This is a genomic window from Streptomyces sp. GQ60, assembly GCF_059758875.1.
This window is the reverse complement of the sequence record NZ_JCAXEG010000001.1, coordinates 443,390-461,141: the sequence shown is the minus strand read 5'-3', so window position 1 is coordinate 461,141 and position 17,752 is coordinate 443,390. Positions and strand designations below refer to the sequence as shown.

12 protein-coding genes are annotated in these 17,752 nt (G+C 67.1%); 6 read left to right on the top strand and 6 right to left on the bottom strand.

Annotation, left to right across the window (positions count from 1 at the left end; all coding sequences use genetic code 11):
• Positions 1-291: 291 nt before the first annotated feature.
• Both AC6CKD_RS02200 and AC6CKD_RS02195 read left to right on the top strand, forming a co-directional pair.
• A complete protein-coding gene (locus AC6CKD_RS02200; RefSeq protein ID WP_498324742.1) occupies positions 292-7,482 on the top strand; it encodes a polymorphic toxin-type HINT domain-containing protein in 7,191 nt (2,396 codons plus the stop codon).
• A gap of 29 nt (positions 7,483-7,511) precedes the next feature.
• Positions 7,512-7,949 (top strand): hypothetical protein, encoded by a 438-nt coding sequence (locus AC6CKD_RS02195; protein WP_498324740.1) that lies wholly within the window; start codon positions 7,512-7,514, stop codon positions 7,947-7,949.
• Between the two features lie 142 nt (positions 7,950-8,091).
• Here the strand turns inward: AC6CKD_RS02195 and AC6CKD_RS02190 are convergent, their stop codons facing one another.
• The 6 genes from AC6CKD_RS02190 to AC6CKD_RS02165 form a co-directional block, all read right to left on the bottom strand.
• Positions 8,092-9,396, bottom strand: a complete 1,305-nt coding sequence (locus AC6CKD_RS02190) for a tyrosine-type recombinase/integrase (RefSeq protein ID WP_498324738.1) — start codon at positions 9,394-9,396, stop codon at positions 8,092-8,094.
• Positions 9,396-9,620: a helix-turn-helix domain-containing protein gene (locus AC6CKD_RS02185; RefSeq protein ID WP_498324736.1), complete on the bottom strand. Its 225-nt coding sequence runs from the start codon at positions 9,618-9,620 to the stop codon at positions 9,396-9,398. The genes AC6CKD_RS02190 and AC6CKD_RS02185 overlap by 1 nt, the downstream gene beginning before the upstream one ends.
• Positions 9,620-11,065 carry a replication initiator gene (locus AC6CKD_RS02180; RefSeq protein ID WP_498324734.1) on the bottom strand — a complete coding sequence of 482 codons (1,446 nt, stop codon included), beginning with the start codon at positions 11,063-11,065 and terminating at the stop codon, positions 9,620-9,622. Before AC6CKD_RS02180 ends, AC6CKD_RS02185 begins: the two co-directional genes overlap by 1 nt.
• 146 nt (positions 11,066-11,211) lie before the next feature.
• The gene (locus AC6CKD_RS02175) at positions 11,212-11,985 is read right to left on the bottom strand and encodes a DUF2637 domain-containing protein (RefSeq protein WP_498324732.1); all 774 of its coding nucleotides are present in this window, start codon (positions 11,983-11,985) and stop codon (positions 11,212-11,214) included.
• 29 nt (positions 11,986-12,014) lie between these two features.
• The gene (locus AC6CKD_RS02170) at positions 12,015-13,442 is read right to left on the bottom strand and encodes an FtsK/SpoIIIE domain-containing protein (protein ID WP_498324730.1); all 1,428 of its coding nucleotides are present in this window, start codon (positions 13,440-13,442) and stop codon (positions 12,015-12,017) included.
• Complete coding sequence (locus AC6CKD_RS02165; RefSeq protein WP_498325407.1) at positions 13,439-13,786, bottom strand: SCO3933 family regulatory protein; 348 nt, start codon at positions 13,784-13,786, stop codon at positions 13,439-13,441. Before AC6CKD_RS02165 ends, AC6CKD_RS02170 begins: the two co-directional genes overlap by 4 nt.
• A gap of 169 nt (positions 13,787-13,955) precedes the next feature.
• Here AC6CKD_RS02165 and AC6CKD_RS02160 point away from each other — a divergent pair, with 169 nt between their 5' ends.
• From AC6CKD_RS02160 to AC6CKD_RS02145, 4 genes are all read left to right on the top strand, one after another.
• On the top strand, positions 13,956-14,840 hold the full coding sequence (locus AC6CKD_RS02160) for a GntR family transcriptional regulator (RefSeq protein WP_498324728.1): 885 nt from the start codon (positions 13,956-13,958) through the stop codon (positions 14,838-14,840).
• 604 nt (positions 14,841-15,444) lie between these two features.
• Positions 15,445-16,692, top strand: coding sequence for a helix-turn-helix domain-containing protein (locus AC6CKD_RS02155; protein WP_498324727.1), 1,248 nt, complete (start codon positions 15,445-15,447; stop codon positions 16,690-16,692).
• Between the two features lie 155 nt (positions 16,693-16,847).
• Positions 16,848-17,183: a hypothetical protein gene (locus tag AC6CKD_RS02150; RefSeq protein WP_498325406.1), complete on the top strand. Its 336-nt coding sequence runs from the start codon at positions 16,848-16,850 to the stop codon at positions 17,181-17,183.
• 122 nt (positions 17,184-17,305) lie between these two features.
• Positions 17,306-17,749, top strand: coding sequence for a hypothetical protein (locus tag AC6CKD_RS02145; protein ID WP_498324725.1), 444 nt, complete (start codon positions 17,306-17,308; stop codon positions 17,747-17,749).
• The last annotated feature ends 3 nt before the right edge of the window (positions 17,750-17,752 follow it).

Below are 17,752 nucleotides of genomic sequence, written 5' to 3'. Positions count from 1 at the left end.
GGTGAACGGCAGTCAGGCGCACCTTCCTTGGCATCAGCAAACATGTCAACATTCTGTTGTATCCCTATGCCCCATTCGCCACCTGAAACACCATATTGACTGCCAGGTGACATTGATCATGCGAGGGAAAGTGAAGAAATCCTATACGGACGGATTCCCCCCTCTCTAAGGTGCGCTTGATCTGGACCTTTTCGATCCGGATTCTCTCGTTCCTTTTCCCGTGGGGGGATTTCGTTGTCTCATAAGAGTCTGCTCTTGGCGCGTTCGCGCACAGGGAGACCGCGCATCGCGATGATCGCCGCGCTTGCGGTACTAGTCTCTGGCCTGGGCTTGCCCGTGGTCGAAGCGGCGGCGAAGCCGCCAAAGGTGTGGGTGCCACCGAAAACCGCACTGCCCCAGACGCAGCCCGTCAAGGGTGTGGACGCTAAACCGAACGGGACTCAAGCCCAGACCGGTAAATCATGGACACCCGATCCCAAGGCGAAGGCTCCGTCTGGCGTCGCGACGGTCTCCGTCGACTCAACGGGATCCTCGCACGCCGCCATTGACACAAGAGCAGTTCAGGCCAATGGGCTTCCCATCTGGGTCGCTCCAGCAAATGGCGCAATCTCGTCGGCGAAACTGTCCGAACTCGCTACCGAGCCTTCTGTCGGCAACGAGGCCAGAAGCTTGCGGGTCGAGGTCAAAGATGCGGAGAAGGCCCGGGCCGCCGGGGTCAGGGGTGCGCTCGTCGCGCTGACCGGAGTTACGGGCGGGCCCACATCGGGAAAACTCGAGGTCGGTTTCGACGTATCGGCGTGGACGAAGGTGACGGGGGCGAACTGGGCGGACCGCGCCCATGTGGTGCGCCTTCCAGACTGTGCCCTGACCACTCCTGGCGCCGAGGGATGCACGGCACGCACCCCCGTCCCATCGCACCGGGACGCTACGGGACGCCTGGTAGCCGAGATCGATGCCCCGAAGCCGCCTTCCGGGGGCAGGTCCAGCTCTCCGGCAGCACCTCAGATCCTGGCCGCGGATGCCGTGGTTCTCGGCCTTGAGGCCGATTCGTCGGGCCCGAGCGGTGATTTCAGCGCCTCTCCCCTCCTTCCTTCCGCGTCATGGCAGGCGGGGTCGAACGCCGCGAACTTCACCTACGGATACACCGTTGAGGTTCCCTCCTCCATCGGCGGCCCCGGGCCCGGTGTGAGCCTCGGCTACGACTCCTCCTCCATTGACGGCCGCACAGCATCCACGAACGCCCAGGCATCCGGGTTCGGTGAGGGCTGGGGCTGGAGTCCCGGCTCGATCAGCCGCTCGTACAAGGGCTGCAAGGACGCAGGCATAGCGGACTCCGGCGACGAGTGCTGGGCCGGCGACATCCTGTCCCTGAACCTCGCGGGTCACTCTGGTGAGATCGTGCGCGACGACGCCACGTGCGTCTATCGCCTCCAGGGCGAAGACGGCACGAAGATCGAGCGGCTCACCGACCAGCGCAACGCCGCCTGGAAGGGTGAGGGCTTCAAGGTCACCACGACCGACGGAACCCAGTACTACTTCGGCTCCAACCGTCTGCCGGGCGGGGACGGCACCGACCCGGAGGCCAAGTCCGTATCCACGGTTCCGGTGTACTTCAACAGCGGCCAGGACAAGTGCCTGGGCGCCGCGACTCCGGCGAACGGCACGTGGCAGCAGCTGGGATGGCAGTGGAACCTCGACTACGTCGTGGACCCGCACCAGAACCTGGTCTCCTACCGCTACGCGCAGGAAGACAACCACTACGGCCGTGGCGGCGGCCAGAACAACGGCGTAGGGACCCCGACGAAGTACCAGCGTGCCAGCTACCCGACGTGGATCGGATACGGGCAACGCCTGCCCGAGCAGATCGCGTCGAAGGGCACCGCCAAACCAGCCGCCCAGGTCGTGATCAGTACCCTGGAGCGCTGCACGCCGAACGCGACCGTCACATGCGATCCCGCCCAGCGGATCCCTGCGAATGCCAGCTCCTGGCCTGACACTCCTACCGACCAGGAGTGCGCGGCATCCGGTCAGTGCCTCAACCTCTCGCCGACCTACTTCACTACGAAGAAGTTCACCAAGATCGCCACTGGGGTCTGGTCGGGCACGGCATGGCGCTCGGTCGACACATACGTTCTGAAGCATTCCTTCCCGCCCCCGGGTGACGGTTCCTCACCAAGCCTGTGGCTCGACTCGATAGAGCGGACAGGTTCGAACGGCAAGACCGCGCTCGAGGTTCCCCTGGTCTCCTTCGCGTGGATGCAGCTTCCCAACCGCGTGGACGGTGTCGTCAAGCGCCCGAACGGCACGGTGGCTACGACGTCGAGCTACCTGAGGCCCCGGATCAAGGCGATCACCACCGAGACCGGTGGTCAGATAAACGTCGTCTACAAGACCCCCGAGTGCTCGCGTCTGAAGGGCACGATGCCGTCCTCTGAGGACAGCAACACCATGCCCTGCATGCCGGTCAAGTGGTACCTGCCCGGACAGTCCTTCCCGGACCCGGTCGACGACTGGTTCAACAAGGTCGTGGTCCAGTCCGTCACCCAGCAGGACATGGTGGGAGGGCAAGTCTCCACGGTGACCGACTACGAGTACGGCGGCGGCATCGCCTGGCACCGCAACGACTCCGAGTTCACCGACCCCAAGACCCGTACCTGGGACCAGTTCCGCGGCTACGCCACAGTCACCACCCGCACCGGCAACGGCAACGCCGCAGAGGCCCCGCGTACGAAGAGCGTCGCCACCTACCTGCGCGGCATGGACGGCGACATCCTCGCCGACAAGACCAAGCGCAGCGTCTCCGTTCCGGACGCCCACGGCGGCACGATCCAAGACACGGACGTCCTGTCCGGTTTCGTCCGCCAGACCCAGACATACGACCGCGACGGCGGTGTGGTGATCTCCGACGAGGTCACCACACCCAAAATCGGCAGTGTCACAGCCACCCGTGCGCAGGCCAACGAGATGCCTGCCATTACGGCCCAGGCGGTGAACACCAGCAAGGTGACCACCCGGGCTAAGCTCGCCAACGGGACCTGGCGAACCAGCGAGCGGTCCTCCACCTACGACGAAACCCTCGCCACCCGCCCGCTCACGGTCGATGACAACCCTGACCTGTCGCGCACCGACCAGCGGCTCTGCACCAAGTTCGAGTATCCGACCGGACCGGCCGGCACGATCATCGAGATCCCCTCGCGCACTCTGGTCCTGTCCGGTGTGTGCGGGCAGACACCGACCGCGGCGAACACGGTCGGTGACACCCGTTCCCTCTTCGATGGCCTGGCCCACGGCAAGGTCGGGGTGACCGCAGACGGTACGGGCACGGAGGTCCTGGAGAAGTACGACACGGCGGGCAAAGCCGTCTACCGTCTCAACTCCACCTCCACCTACGACGCCTACGGTCGTGTCACCAGCAACACCAACGCGACCCGCAAGGACACCGCCCACCCGACCGGCGCCGTGACCAAGACGGAGTACACACCGGCCACGGGGACACTGCCCACCTCGGTCACCCACACCAACCCCTTGGGCTGGAAGTCGGTCACCACCCTCGACATCGGCCGCTCGCAGCCGTTGAAGACGACCGATGAGAACAACCACGTCGCCGAACGCGTCTACGACTCCCTCGGCCGTGTCGTTTCCATCTGGCAGCCTGGTCAGGACTCCGCGACCGACCCGCCGGTACGCAAGTTCTCGTACGACATGAACGGCACCAACGCGCCGTCTTCCGTTCTGAGCCAGGCGCTCATGAACGATGACTCGTACACCTCCAGCTACTCCATCTACGACGGCCTCGGCCGGGTCCGTCAGACCCAGGCAACCACTCCCTCGGGCGCGGCCGGCCGGATGATCACCGATGCGCTCTTCGACTCGCACGGCTGGCAGGTCAAAACCAGCTCCGCCTACTACACGGACCAGGGATCGCCTTCGGCCGCCCTCTTCCTGCCCAACGGCGGGGTCAACCCCGACAGCAAGATCCCGTCCCAAACCGTTCAGGTCTTCGACGGCCTCGGCCGTAGGACCGCCTCCGTCTTCCAGTCGTTCGGCGTGGAGCAGTCCCGCTCCACGACCGAATACCCCGGAGCCGATGAGGTCCGTCAGACCCCGCCGGCCGGGGGATTCGCCACCGCGAGCATCACGAACGGCACCACCTCGGTGCTCCGCCAGTACAAGGCCAATACACCGACTGGCGTGTACGACGAGACCACGTACCTGTCCAACAGCCAGGGCCAGGAGTTGTCCCGCAAGAACTACGCCGGCAACGAGTGGACGTTCACCTACGACCTCCTCGGCCGCGTGGTGAAGACCACCGACCCCGACTCCGGCACGAGCACCACCGTCTACGACGACAGCAAGAACCTCGTCACCACTACGGACGCCCGCGGCAAGAGCGCCACATCGGTGACGGACATCCTCGGTCGGACCACCGCGACATATGAGGGCGCGGCGGTCGACCCTGCGAAGCAGGTCGGTGCGTTCACCTACGACGCCAAGAAGCTGGGCAAGCCCGATGCCACCACTCGCTACGTGGGTGGCAAGGCGGGCAGTGCCTACATCTCCGAGGTCACCGGCTACGACGGCGGCTACCGCCCCCTCGGCACCAAGGTCATCATCCCGGCCGTCGAGAAAGCGCTGGCAGGCACCTACGAAACCACCAACACCTATGACGCTTATGGGCAGTTGGAATCGACGGTCCTTCCCAGCATCCCGAAGGCCGGCCTCGGAGCCGAGACGCTGGGCTTCGGCACAGACGTTGCCGGTAACCTGACCGGTTTCGCCGGCAAGATCGGACTCATCCGGACCCCGTACCTCGCGGACATCCGCTACGACCCCTACGGGCGGGCGATACGCAGCACCGTCGGCGCGTCCGGCATGCAGGTGGTCTCGACGACCGACTACGACGCCGGCAGCGGCCGTGCCGTCCGCTCCACCCTGGACAAACAGACAGCCGCGACCGCGAGCGTCGACGTCCTGGACTACACCTACAACAAGGTCGGCCAGCTGACCTCGATCGGTGACACCCAGGACGGCGCAACCCGTGACCTGCAGTGCTTCAGGCACGACTACCTCGCCCGCCTCACACAAGCCTGGACCGACACCGGCACCCAGACCACAGCCCCCGCACCCAGCGTCCGCGGCATCGGCAGTTGCACCAACAGCACTGGCCCGAAGGTCGACACCGCCGGCAAGCCCAGCGTCGGCGGTCCGGCTCCTTACTGGCAGCAGTACGCATACGACGCGGTCGGCAACCGCAAGAAGCTGGTGAAGAAGAACGTCACCGGCGACACGGCCAAGGACGTCACGATCACCCAGACGTTCGGCGCGAAGACCAACACCCCGTCGGCCGACCCGACGACGGGCGGCGGCACGGGTGGTCCGCACGCGCTGATGACCTCGACCGAGACCGGCCCGGCCGGCACCAAGGTCACCTCCTACACCTACGACGCCGCCGGCAACACGGCGTCCATCACCAGCACCCCCGGCACCAAGGCCCTGACCTGGAACAGTCAGGGCAAGCTCGACAAGATCGTCGGCACCGGTGAGAGCGCCGGCACAAGCTACCTCTACGACACCGGCGGCAACCAGCTCATCCGCCGCGACCCCACCAGCACCACCCTCAACCTCGGCACCGACCAGATCACCCTGGACACCGCCAGCGGCAAGGTCACCAACGTCCGCACCTACGCGGCCTCGGGCGGCCTGTCCATCACCCGCACCACCAGCACCACCGCGTCCACGCTCACCTACCAGGGCTCGGACCACCACGGCACGGGAGGCGTCCAGTTCAAGGCGACCGACCTCACCCACGTCCGTCGCGCGTCGGACCCGTTCGGCAACGCGCGCGGCCCCCAGCCCGCCCCTGGCGCCTGGGCCGGAGACAAGGGATTCATCGGCGGCACGAAGGAGAAGTCCACCGGCTTCACCCTCCTCGGCGCCCGCGAGTACGACCCCACCACGGGCCGCTTCATCAGCCCCGACCCGATCATCGACGCAAGTGACCCACAACAGTGGAACGCCTACGCGTACTCCAACAACGACCCGATCAACAAGTCGGACCCGAGCGGCCTGGCCTGGGAGTGCGGGGGTGAAGCGGGTTGCCAGCAGGGAACCCCGGACGGCGGGCCTCCTTCAACCCCGGCCAAGAAACCTGCCTCCGGTCAATCCGACGGTCCCAGCACGGATGAGCTGACCAGGACCATCGGCAAGGTCCAAGAGGCGAAGCAGAAGCGCGACAAGCTCATCGACAAAGTCGTCGACATGGTCGGCGACCTCATTGGCTACAACGACGCCCGGGACTGCTTCTCCAAGGGCGACGTCATGGCCTGCATCAGCACGGGCCTGAACTTCGTTCCCTGGGCCAAGGCCGTCAAGGCCATCAAGGTCGGCATCCAGGCCCTCAAGATCTACAAACACCTTAACAAGGCATACGACGCCATCCATGAAGCCGAACGCGGAGCGGCAAGGGCGGCCGAGGCCTACAGCACAGCGAAAAAGGCGTTCAAGGAAGCCCGCGACGCCGAGGCCCAGGCCGCGAAATCTGCATCAGAGAATGCCGCCCAGAAATCTGCCGAAGACGTCGCCGGAACAGAAAGCCAGGCAGCCAGAGGAGGCAGCGGAGCAGAGTCTGCCTCTTCCGTTACCTCATGCAAGACGAACAGCTTCCCCGTAGGCACACGCGTGCAGATGGCGGACGGCAGCAGCAGGCGCATCGAGGACATCCGCGCCGGCGACACCGTCATGGCAACGGACCCTCAGACGGGTAAAACCGGGCCGAAGAAGGTCACGGCCACCATCACCACCCCCGACGACAAGGAATTCACAGACCTCACCCTCTCGGACGACACCAACCCGGAGCGCCCTCACACCAAGGTCACCTCCACCTCTCACCACCCCTACTGGAGCGAGACCCGCCACCAGTGGACCGACGCCGGCGACCTCACCCCTGGCGAACAACTCCGCCAGCCCGACGGCACCACCCTCACGATCCAGAGCACCCGCGACTACCCCTACGCCGTCACCACTCACAACCTCACCGTCGACGACTTCCACACGTACTATGTGCTCGCCGGGGCTACACCGGTCCTCGTCCACAACTGCGGTACGGTTTATCGCGGCGATACGCGGTCACCCATTGAGATCGAAGAGGCTGGCGGGTTTATGCCCCGCGACCCGGATGCAGGCACGACCCTCGGGGAATACGTAGAAAACAATACCCACGGTAGCTTCGTATCGACGTCCAGCCATGCACAGACCGCCGCCGGCTTCCCCAGCTTCGCCAGGGAAGGGTACGTGTACGAGATTCGCGGGGCACCGGGCGGAATCGATGTGAACGCGAGAATGGGCGGCATGAACCCAAACGCCCACGAGGCCGAGGTAGCCTTCGACGGTGGAATTTCATGGGAGCATGTGACCCGCATCTGGAAGAAGGACGAGTGGGGTGAGATCGACTTCGACTTCGATGAGCCAATTTGGCAGCGGTAGCGGTCCATCCCAGTCGATTGGGGAAGAACATGGAAGATCCAAAGGACCAAAGACGGCCGCTGCGCTACGGGCGTGACATCACCATCGGCGATGTCACACGCCTGGAGTCGTTCCTCATGGCCCGAACTGCGCGACTTGCCCAGGCGGAGCGCGGAACTGACGAGCGGCAAATGGCGCGTGCCGTCAGAACCACCCTGCATCACCTCGTGGTCACGCTTCAGCATTCCCTATCTTTCACAGACGGAGACAACGAGGCGCAGCCATTGGTCCGCTTGCAGGTCGACGTGTCATGGAATGCCTTGTGGGCGTTGGCCTCTCCATGGCAGTGGCATGAAGAGTACGACCAAGAGCGATGGCGTTCCGTCAAGTATTGGAATGAGAGCCAAAAGGAAGAATTCGAAGAGCGTTTGGCTGACGAGTTCTCCAAGGATCGACGCCGCAGCTCCTCCGAGGGTGGCGGTCAATAAACCCTGAGGGCATGGCGCGTGCGTAGCCGATGAATTGCGCGAATTTCCCTCTGCTCTGGTCGCAGGGGAAGTTTTGAAGCCCCGCCGGATTCCGATTCCGGTGGGGCTTCTGCGCGCTTGACGGCAGTAGCTGACGGCAACGTCAGCGGACGGCCGGTCCGCAAGGAGGTGGGTCGGCAATGGCGTCTGGACCGGTGGTCTCGGTGGAGTTGCGGAGAGTGCCTCCCAGGAGGTCGATGGCGTCCCGTTGGAGCTTGATTCGGACGTGGGCGTAGACGGTGGCGGTGACTCCAATGTGGGCGTGGCCGAGTAGTTCTTTGATCACGACGAGTTCGACGCCTTGCTCCAGGAGGAGGGTGGCGGTGGAGTGCCGTAGGTCGTGGAAGCGAATCCGGCGGAGCCCTGCCCGATCGAGGAGGGCGCGGAAGCTGCGATTGAGGTTCGCTGGATCAATCGGCCCTCCTGCCGGCGTGCTGAAGACAAGGCCGTTGTCCCTCCAGTCCTCCGCTGCTGCCTCTCGTTCTCCTTCCTGTACCTCACGGTGTCCCTTGAATGAGTGGATGCACTCGCTGGGGAGGGCGATGCGCCGTTCGGATGCGCGGGTCTTGGTGGGCAGGGCGGTCAGCCCTCCGGTCTGGGTGCGCTGGAGGGTGCGGCGAATGCTGGCAGTGCCGTTTTGAAGGTCGAGGTCTTCCCACTGGAGGCCGAGGAGTTCGCCCTTGCGGAGTCCGGTGCGGAGGGCGAGTTCGTACAACGCGAACAGTCGGTCATAGCGGACGGCAGCGAGGAACTGGCGGGCTTCATCTGCCGTGAGCGGTTCGAACCGACGAGGACGCGGCGTACCCGTGCGGACGTTGCGGGCGACATTGCGCGTGATCTCCTCCTCGCGGACGGCGTGCTCCAGAGCGGACTTGAGGACGGAGTGGATGTACGCCAGCGTCAGCGGGGAGAGCCGCTTGGAGCAGCACTCTCCGGCGGCGCAACAACGGGGCTGATCACGCCCGGCATCGATGCTGCGAGCGCAGCACTGGCAGGTGGTGCGGACCTGGTTGAGCCAGGTACGGATGTCCTTGGCGGTGAGCTTGGCGAGCTTCTTCTTGCCCAGGCCGGGGACGAGGTACTGGTTGACGCAGGCGGTGTATCGGGTGTGGGTGTTCTCGCGGAGCTGGTGGACGGCGACCGCCTCCAGCCAGTACGTCAGGTACGCGCTGACGCTGCCCTGCGCGGAGGGAACGGGCACGCCGCGGTTGCTGAAGGCGATCTTCTCGGTGAGCTTGGCCAGGGCCTCCTTACGGGTGGTGCCGTAGACGCGGACGCGCTTGCGGGTATTGCCCGGGGCGAGGACGTACCCCGCGGCTTCCCAGCGGCCGTCCTTGCGCTGGTAGACCGTTCCGTCGCCATTGGCGCGGACGCGGCGGGAGGGGATGGCGTCGCGGGGCATGGTCATCAGGCGGCTTCCTGGTCGAGTCGGGCGCGGATGAAGTCGGTAAGAGAGCGGGCGGGGATGCGGCGGGCGCGGCCGAGGGTGATCGAGGCGAGCTGCCGAGTGCGGAGCAAGTCGTAGACAGCAGAGCGGCCGATCTGGAGGCAGGCCATGACCTGGGGCACGGTCAGCAGTTCCTGAGACGTACTCGGTGCCGGGTGGGGCGCGGTGGGTGAGTGCGAGGTCATCAGCAGCCCCCTTCCGCTATGAACTGCCGTTCCAGTTCTCTGCGGTGCCATACGTCAGCAGCGAGGAGCCCGGCACCGGGGCTGTAACCCGAGCCGTGGTAGGCCCAGTGGCCGACGACGAGGGTTGTCGTCGGGTCGAGGTCGGGCAGACCGGCCCGGGTACGAGCCTGCTCGGTGCGCCAAGTGCGGCGGGCGTCGCGCAGTGCGCCGAGGGTGACTGAGTAGCAGCGGGACTTGGTGGAGAAGTGGCCGCGGAAGCCGAGCATGTGCGCCCACTTCCAGAGCTTGAGGTCGGCGAACTCCGGGAGCTTGCCGAGCTCCCAGCAGGTGCGGATCATCTGCCGCACGTGACGGGCGACGGCGAGCCGGGTCAGGGGCCGGGCCTGTCCGGTGCCGTTGCAGGCGGTGCATGGGAGCGGGGTTCCGTGGGGCAGGAGGGTTGCGCCGCGTCCCTGGCAGGGGCTGCAGAACAGTGCGCGGTCGAGGGTGCCGGAGGTGTCGGTGGACTTGGTGGCGTACTTGGCCACGTAGGCGGCGACTGCTTGGTCGGTCAGTTCGGCGTCGGTGTCGAAGGCGGCGATCTCGCGTACGTCGAGCTGTTCGCCCCAGGCGAGTTCGCGTTCCCCGATCGCGTCCGACACGACGGTTACACGGACGCGGGCGGCAGCAGCCCGGATGGCATCGACGAGCAGGGTGACGGTGGCGGACGGCGGTGGGGGCTGGGTGCTGCCGTTGGGGCCGTCGAGCCGGATGACGGCGTGGAAGTGGACCAGGCCGCGCTTCTGGTACTCGGCGACCTTGGCGAAGGAGACCCGCAGGACGGCACGGGCGGCCTTCTGGGTGAGCCCGAGCCGGGCAGCGATCTCGCGGCGCAGGTAGATCGTGAAGCGGGCCCACAGAGCGGAGGCGTGGGCATTGAACAGGACCGCGCCGGCGTAGTCGTACGTCTTCGGGTTCAGGGGTGTGCCCAGCAGCGTGTCAGTGGGTTCGTGGAGCTTGCGGCAGCGGCAGGGGCGGGTGCCGCCGTCGGTGTTGGTGGGGCGGTTGTGGACGGGGCCGAAGGAGGGAGCGGTGAGGGTGGCGAAGACGCGGGGGTGAGTGCGGACGGTGTCGGGGACGGTCTTGCCGCCGGTCAGGCCAGCACGGATGAGGTGGTAGGTGTCGGCGGCGTAGATGCGGGAGCAGGCCGGGCACCGTGAGGAGCGCCGGTTTCCGCAGGCCGTGAGCAGGCTGCCCGTGGGTTCGTCAGATGTGGTGTAGGAACGCAGTACCTCACCGGTCGTGGTGTCGATGGTGGTGGTGTGGCCGGTCAGGCGCACGGGCTCGGTGCAGCCGCCGAGGTGTTCGATCTGTTGCTGTGCGCGGTCGAAGTCGGGCTCGTTGACGAGGTGGAGGAGGTCCCGCACGGCGGGGCTTGCCACGTGGCGCAGGTCCAGGGTGACCATGTCGGGGCGTTCCCTTCTGTCGGGGTGGGTGGCCCCGAGCAGCAACCGGCCAGCGCGGGGCGTGCCGGTGCTGTTCGGGGCATGACGAACCGGGCCCATCGGTGGGCGTGGGGTTCAGGCGGGTGATCCGGCCGGCGGCCGGGGGCTCAGAGCTGAGCGAGCGCGGCGGTGGCCACCGGCAGGGCGACGCCCATGCGCGTTGCCAGCTGGGCGGCAGTGATCGACGCTCCGTGGGCTGCGTCGTGGTTGTCCGCGACGTGCCGGGCCGCGTCGAGCAGTGCGGCGGGCAGGGACGGACGGGAGCCGTTTACAGCCGTCTTAGAAGCCGAGGCCGGGGCCGGCATGGGCGCCTCGATCACGGAGGGCACGACGGCCGGGGCCGTGGCGACGGGGAGCCGCTCAAGGGCAGGGGTGACGGGAGCGGCGGGGGCCGGTGCGGGAGCGGGTGCCGGGTCGGGCTCCGGCTCACTGACGGGGGCAGTGGTGGGGATGGACGTGGTGGTCGCCTCCAGGTGTTGGGTGGCGGTGTGGAACTGGGCCAGGAAGGCCGGGCCGACGCGGCCCCAGCCGAGGAGCAGGAGCGGGGCGACGGTGTCCAGGCAGGCGCGGCCGTAGTGGCCGGTGAGCAGCGGTTCGGCGGTGTTGAGGGCGAGGGTGAGTAGCCCGCACAGGTGGAGCAGGCGGGTGCCGGCCTTCAACTCGTGGGCTGGGATGCCGCGCAGGGCCAGGAACCGCAGTGCGACCAGGAGTCCGACGACGGACAGGTCCACCATGGGGGCGATCAGCGGCGCGATCGGGCGGGGTACGCCGAGCCGCAGAGCGAGGGCCCAGACGTTGCCGAAGGAGAAGACGAAGGCCAGGGCCGCGATGATGGCCATGACGGCGGTCACGGTGTGGCGGGTGAATCGTTCCTCCGCCATGTGCGGGGCCTCCTCTCAGGCGCGGGATTTCAGAGCTTGGACGTAGGGACGGGGCCGTCCGGCTCGTCGTCGCCGGAGGCGGTCCGGCCGGTGGCGTCGAGGAGGGCGTCCAGGCACAGGGCGGGGTCGGCGGTCAGGTGGGAGGTGGCTTCCGCGATGCGGGCCGCGTCGGCGTCCGAGACGTATGGGGTGCGGATGCGGGTGTAGCCGGGGCGGCCCTGCATCGCCATCACCGCGACCCCGACGTAGGCGGGGTCCTGCAAGGTGACGGGGCTGGCATCGGGCCAGTTGCGGATGTCGTCGCCCAGCGCGGCTACCGCGGCTTCCACCGTCTTCTGTGCGAAGGACAACCCGACCGGGCACACGTCGCGGATGAAGGTCGGCAGGGCGTCGCCGGTGGTCGTCTGGCTGATCAGGATCACCAGGATGCCGACGCTGCGGCCCTTCTTGACCAGGTCCTCCACCAGCCGGGCGTTCTCCGCCGTCAGCGCGGCCAAACGTTTCGTCTCGGCGTCGCCGCCCTTGTACTCGCGGAAGAACGTGTGCGCCTCATCGATGATCAGGACCGTGAGAGGCCACTGCGGTGAGGGGCCGACGTGCCACATGTTCTTCACGCCCAGCACGTCACGGATGGTCGAAGAACGCCGCTTGCGCAGCTCCACCAGACGCTTGAACAGCGCGTTCGCTTCGTCCAGATCGTCACCGCAGAACGCGAACATCCGCTTGACCAGGTCGGCGTAGTCGCCCTCCGAGGCCCGCGACACCTTCCCGTCCGCACCTGCGATCTGTACGGCAGCCGACGGCGCGAAGTCGCAGACGAACTTGTTGATCCCTGAGGTTTTGCCCGCACCCGGGGTGCCGGCCACGGTCACCCCCGGAACGTTGGCCAGGGACACGCACACCTGGGCGGCGTATTCGTCCACGCCCAGCTCCCAGCGCGTCAGGTCCGTGGGTGGGCGGCCGGTGGGCCGGTGTGCGGTCGGCGTGGTCAGCGGATCGGAGCGCACGCCTCGGATCACCACCCGTCCGGGTCCGTCCGGGAGTACCGACACCCGCGTGCACCGCCAGGCGTCCGCCAGGAATCGGGCCGACTTCTGGTACTCCTCCAGCCCGACCTTCGGCAGGGTCTTGGCCCGTACGATCACGCCGAACCGGTCGGGCTTGACCTTGATCCGGGGCGTCAGCACCCTGGGCGCGGGGGCGGGGCCGTCCTTGGACGCGGTGATCTGTGCCAGCAGGCCCGGCGTCTTGTCGGTGACTGTCAGCCCAGCCATCCGGGCCAGCCGCACCCAGCCCCAGCGCACCCGCACGGCCTGCCGCATGCTGACCCGTGTGCCCTTGTCAGCCAGCACGTAGCGCACGACGGTCAGCAGCAGGCACGCACCCGTGAGCACTGCCGCGACCAGCAGCACCTGCGGCGCGTGGTCGGTCACGTTCCCCAGGTCGAGGCTGGTCACTGGGCCGCCTCCACCACGACCAGCTCCAGGCGGGCGGCGCGGTAGGCGACGCCGTCGGAGAGCTGCCCGTTGAAGATCCGCGCCCACGGGGTCGCGAACAGGTCCACCGGCCGCACCATCGCCCCCGGCTTGAGCCCGGCCGCCAGGCCCGACTGCGGGATCGTGATCTTGAGGACCTCGGCCCGGCCGTCTTCCATGAGCATCACGGTCACCGTGTACAGCGACTCGCCGGTCTCGCGGTCGGTGGCGACCTCCCCGGTCTGCTGGTCCTTGATCTTCAATACCGGCTCGGTACCTGCGATACAGACTGCCGACGGCAGCAGAGCGACACGGATTCGAGTCATGGCCATGCCATCACATCCTCGTTCGATGGAGTCGCTTGATCGACTCACCATGACCATAGCGGCACGCCCGCTACACCCGCAACACTCGATTCGTATCGCTACACATGTGGGCTGGAACGCCGAGGACGCCCGGGTGTGCCCTGAGTGCTGACGCCGCTACCCTCGTGCCATGAAGCTGCCCCTGGGAGAGGACCCCCGGCCGCCGTACGTCCAGGCCGCCGACGTCCTGCGCGCCGCCATCCACGACGGCGAGCTGCGCCCAGGCGAGCGGCTCCCTGCCGCGCGCGATCTGCAACGGCGCTTCGGACTCGCCAGCTCCACGGTCCAAAACGCTCTGCGGCTCCTCAAGGGCGAGGGGCTGATCTACTCCGTCCTCGGCCGAGGCAGCTACGTGCGCGCGCAGGAGGCACCGGCCGAAGGGGAGCCGGAGGCCGCAGCGGAAGGCGATGAGCCCGATTCCGGCGAATCCGATCCCGCGTACACCGGTCTCGGCGATCTCCAGCGTGGTTGGCAAACCGCGCCCGCCGACGACCCCCGCCCCCCGTACGTGCAGACCGCGGACGCACTCCGCAAGCAGATCCAGGACGGCCGGCTCGCGCCGGGAGCCAAACTCCCATCTGCCCGCGACCTGCAATCCCAATACGGCATCGCCAACTCCACCGCGCAGAACGCCCTGCGGGTCCTCAAGGAGGAGGGGCTGATCTACTCCGTACAAGGCAGGGGCGTCTTCGTCCGCCAGCTCAGCCCGCGCGATCAGTTCCTCAAGCGCTACAACGAGACGCTGGAAGAGATGGCGGCCCAGCATCGGGCCGACGAGGAAGCGGTACGGCTCAGCGGCAAGACCGACGACGAGGTAGCCGCCGAACTCGCCGCCGCCGAGGAACGGTTCGCCAAGGCCAGCACCGAGTTCGAAGCCGCAACCTCCCACCGCGACGCCATGCGCGCCGTCATGGAGCAGCGAAAGCGCCTCAGCGGCAACTACACGCCCGAAGAGCAGGCCGCCAGCATCCAGCGCCTGCACGACCGGCTGAACGAAGGCAGACGCCGACGCTGAACTGGCCGCACGCGACGGAGCAGCAGGACACTCAGCACGGGGCAAGCTGTTCAGAGTTTCTTTACTTGATCAAGGCGGCCCGCTGGCGCGGGCCGCGCGCGCTCCGGCCCCTCGGGGCCGCCGCCCGCTCCTGTCTCCGCCCCGCTTGCCGACTGCCCCGCTGATCCGGGCGCGCAACAGCCGCCAGCGTGGATTGTTCTGGGGCTCTGCCCCAGGCCCCGGCCCTCTCTCCGAGGGGGAGGAGGCCGAATGCGGGTGCACCTCCGTCGTGGTGATGGGTGGTCGGAGGTCGCGGGAGGGGTCCCTCGTCGCCCGGTCACCGGAGGCGTACCAGGAACCCCCGGGGGCCGCCAAGGCCAAGCGCAAGCGTCACCGGGTGAGCCTTGGCGGCCCCCGGGGAACCCTGGTATGGCGAAGCTGCCCGACCGACGAGGGACCCCTCCCGCTCAGGCCCCGATCCTGGCGGGGGTCCGGCCCTGCACCGCTTCGGCCATCCACCGGCACGGAGCGCGATGATGGGTCACCGCTTCGGGCGGGTATCTGCCGGATAGCCCTCGGTTGACTCGTCGGACCGGCGTACCGTGGCGCTGGAGGTGGTCAGCTGATGACTACGGAACTGGCGGACAACGTCCGTAAGTACCGGCGTCGGGCCGGGATGAGCCAGGAAGAACTGGCCCACGCCGCGGCCGTCTCGCCGGGCACGGTGCGCAAAGTCGAGCAGGGCGGAACGGTCCGCATGGAAACCCTTCACGCCCTGGCCCGCGCGCTGGGCGTGACAACCGGCGCCCTGATGGCGTCCGATGCCCCCGAACCCGTGGGCCGTGCAGAGGAGCCGAACCGGGTCAACCTGATCCAGCTTCGCGCCGTACTCACCCCGGCTGTCGGTCTCGTGGACCAGGACGCCGAAGTGGTGGGCGAGGAACCGAATCTGCGTGCCTTCAGCCGGACGGTGGGGGACGCACGGGTCCTGTACTTCTCCGACAGCTACAAGAGCGTCGCGTCCCAACTGCCGGACCTGCTGCGCGATGCCGCGAGAGCCGTTTCCTACTACGGCAGCGGAGACGAGCACCGGCAGGCCCTACTGGCCCGCGCCGAGGCGCTGCGTCTGGCCGGTACCTACCTCACCCAGGTCCGGCAGTACGACATCGCCTACACCGCCCTGGCCGGCGCGATCACGGATGCCCGGCAGGCCGGGGACATGCTCGCGGCAGGCTCCGGCGTCGGCGGTATGTGCTGGCTGCTGGTGCGGCAGGGCCGGCTGGACGAGGCGGAGCGGATCGCCGCGCAGAGCATGGACGCGGTGGAACCGAAGATCACCGGGGCGGAGCCGGACCACTACGCGGTGTGGGGCGGTCTGGCGATGGAGGCCGCAGCCGCGGCCGCCCGCAACAACCGACCGGATGCGGCCAAGGAGTACCGGAAGGCAGCCCGGGTGGCGGCAGCCGCCGTTGGTACGTCGCACCGCAACGTCTCCCGGCACTGGTCCGTCTTCGGGCCGGTCACGGCGGCGATGAAGGCCCTCGAAGACTCCATGGTCGTAGGAGACGCGCGCGCCGTGGTGCGCAAGGCAGGTGAGCAGGAGGAGTTGTCGCCGAAGGCGTGGAAGCGCTTGGGCAGGCCCAGCACGAACGACGGGAACCGCTTCACCCTGGACGTGGCGTGCGCCCACACGCGCACAGGGGACCTGTCGGCCGCCATGGATGAGCTGACCCGCGCCCGATCGGCGGCCCCGGAGTGGATGCGGCACCAGAACATGGCCGCCGAGACCATGCAGGAGATCCTGGGCAAGCGCAAGCGCACCCTCACGACGGAGATGCGGGAGATGGCCGACTACCTGGGCGTCGTCGGATAGCTACCACGCAACGCGATACTTCTGGCACGCTCCGTCGCCAACTGGCATGCCTCGGCGATGGAGTGACGGACAGTAGGCCCCTACGGTCGCCGTATTCCATTCGGCTACCCAGGTGGGGGTGCACGGTGAGCACATCCAGGACCGACGCGGACCGCATGCGCCGCAGAGAGCTCCACGACGCGGCAGCAGGCGTGACCGGCCCTCGCTTACTGCCATGGACCACCCAGGACGGGAACCCCTGCTACCTCAGCACCGACGGCAGGGGCTACCTCTCCTCCCTCGCCGACAGCATCGAAGAGGTGCAACTCGACATGGGCGAGGAACTCCTGGAGTACGCCCGAGGAGTCGTGGTTCCCGGAGCCAAAATGCTCTCGGCCGTCGAGTACCGGTGGCTCGCCTGCCGGCTGACCGAAGCCCTGGCGGACGCGCTCCGGGTTGCCGAGTCACGCGGTGACCGTATCCCCGTCCCGCCGGTGAATCCCGGCTCCTGACGGCAGTAGCGACGGCAACAACAACGGATTCATGCACACAACCACGGACTCCAGCGGACCCCAAAACCCCTCCCCACCTGCATAAAAGCAGCTAGAGGAGGGGCTGCCAGCACACGTACTATGTGCTCGCAGGCGCCACGCCAGTCCTCGTCCACAACTGCGATATCAGCGACGGATATCTTTATCGTGGTCTCGCCGAAGGGCACCACAGTTATGAGGCCGCCTCTAACGGCCGCGCGACTCTCATGGGAGGTCGAGGCCACTCAAACATAGAAGACCACGTGGGTGCAGATAATACGGATTCCATCTTCACCTCCTGGTCGGACGACCCCGAACAGTCCGTCTATTTCGCCCAGAACTTGGGGCAGAAATGGACTGGAAAAGGCGTCATGATGCGCATCAGGGTGGCGGACATAGATCCTCTCGTGGGGCCATCGAGGAATATTCAAATCCACGGTGGCGAATTCGACCAGCTTGAAGATGAACATCTTATAGTTGGAGAAATCATGGCCCATGATATCAGCTTTAACTTCGGGAAGACATGGAGAAGCGTTTCGGGGGGATGAGGT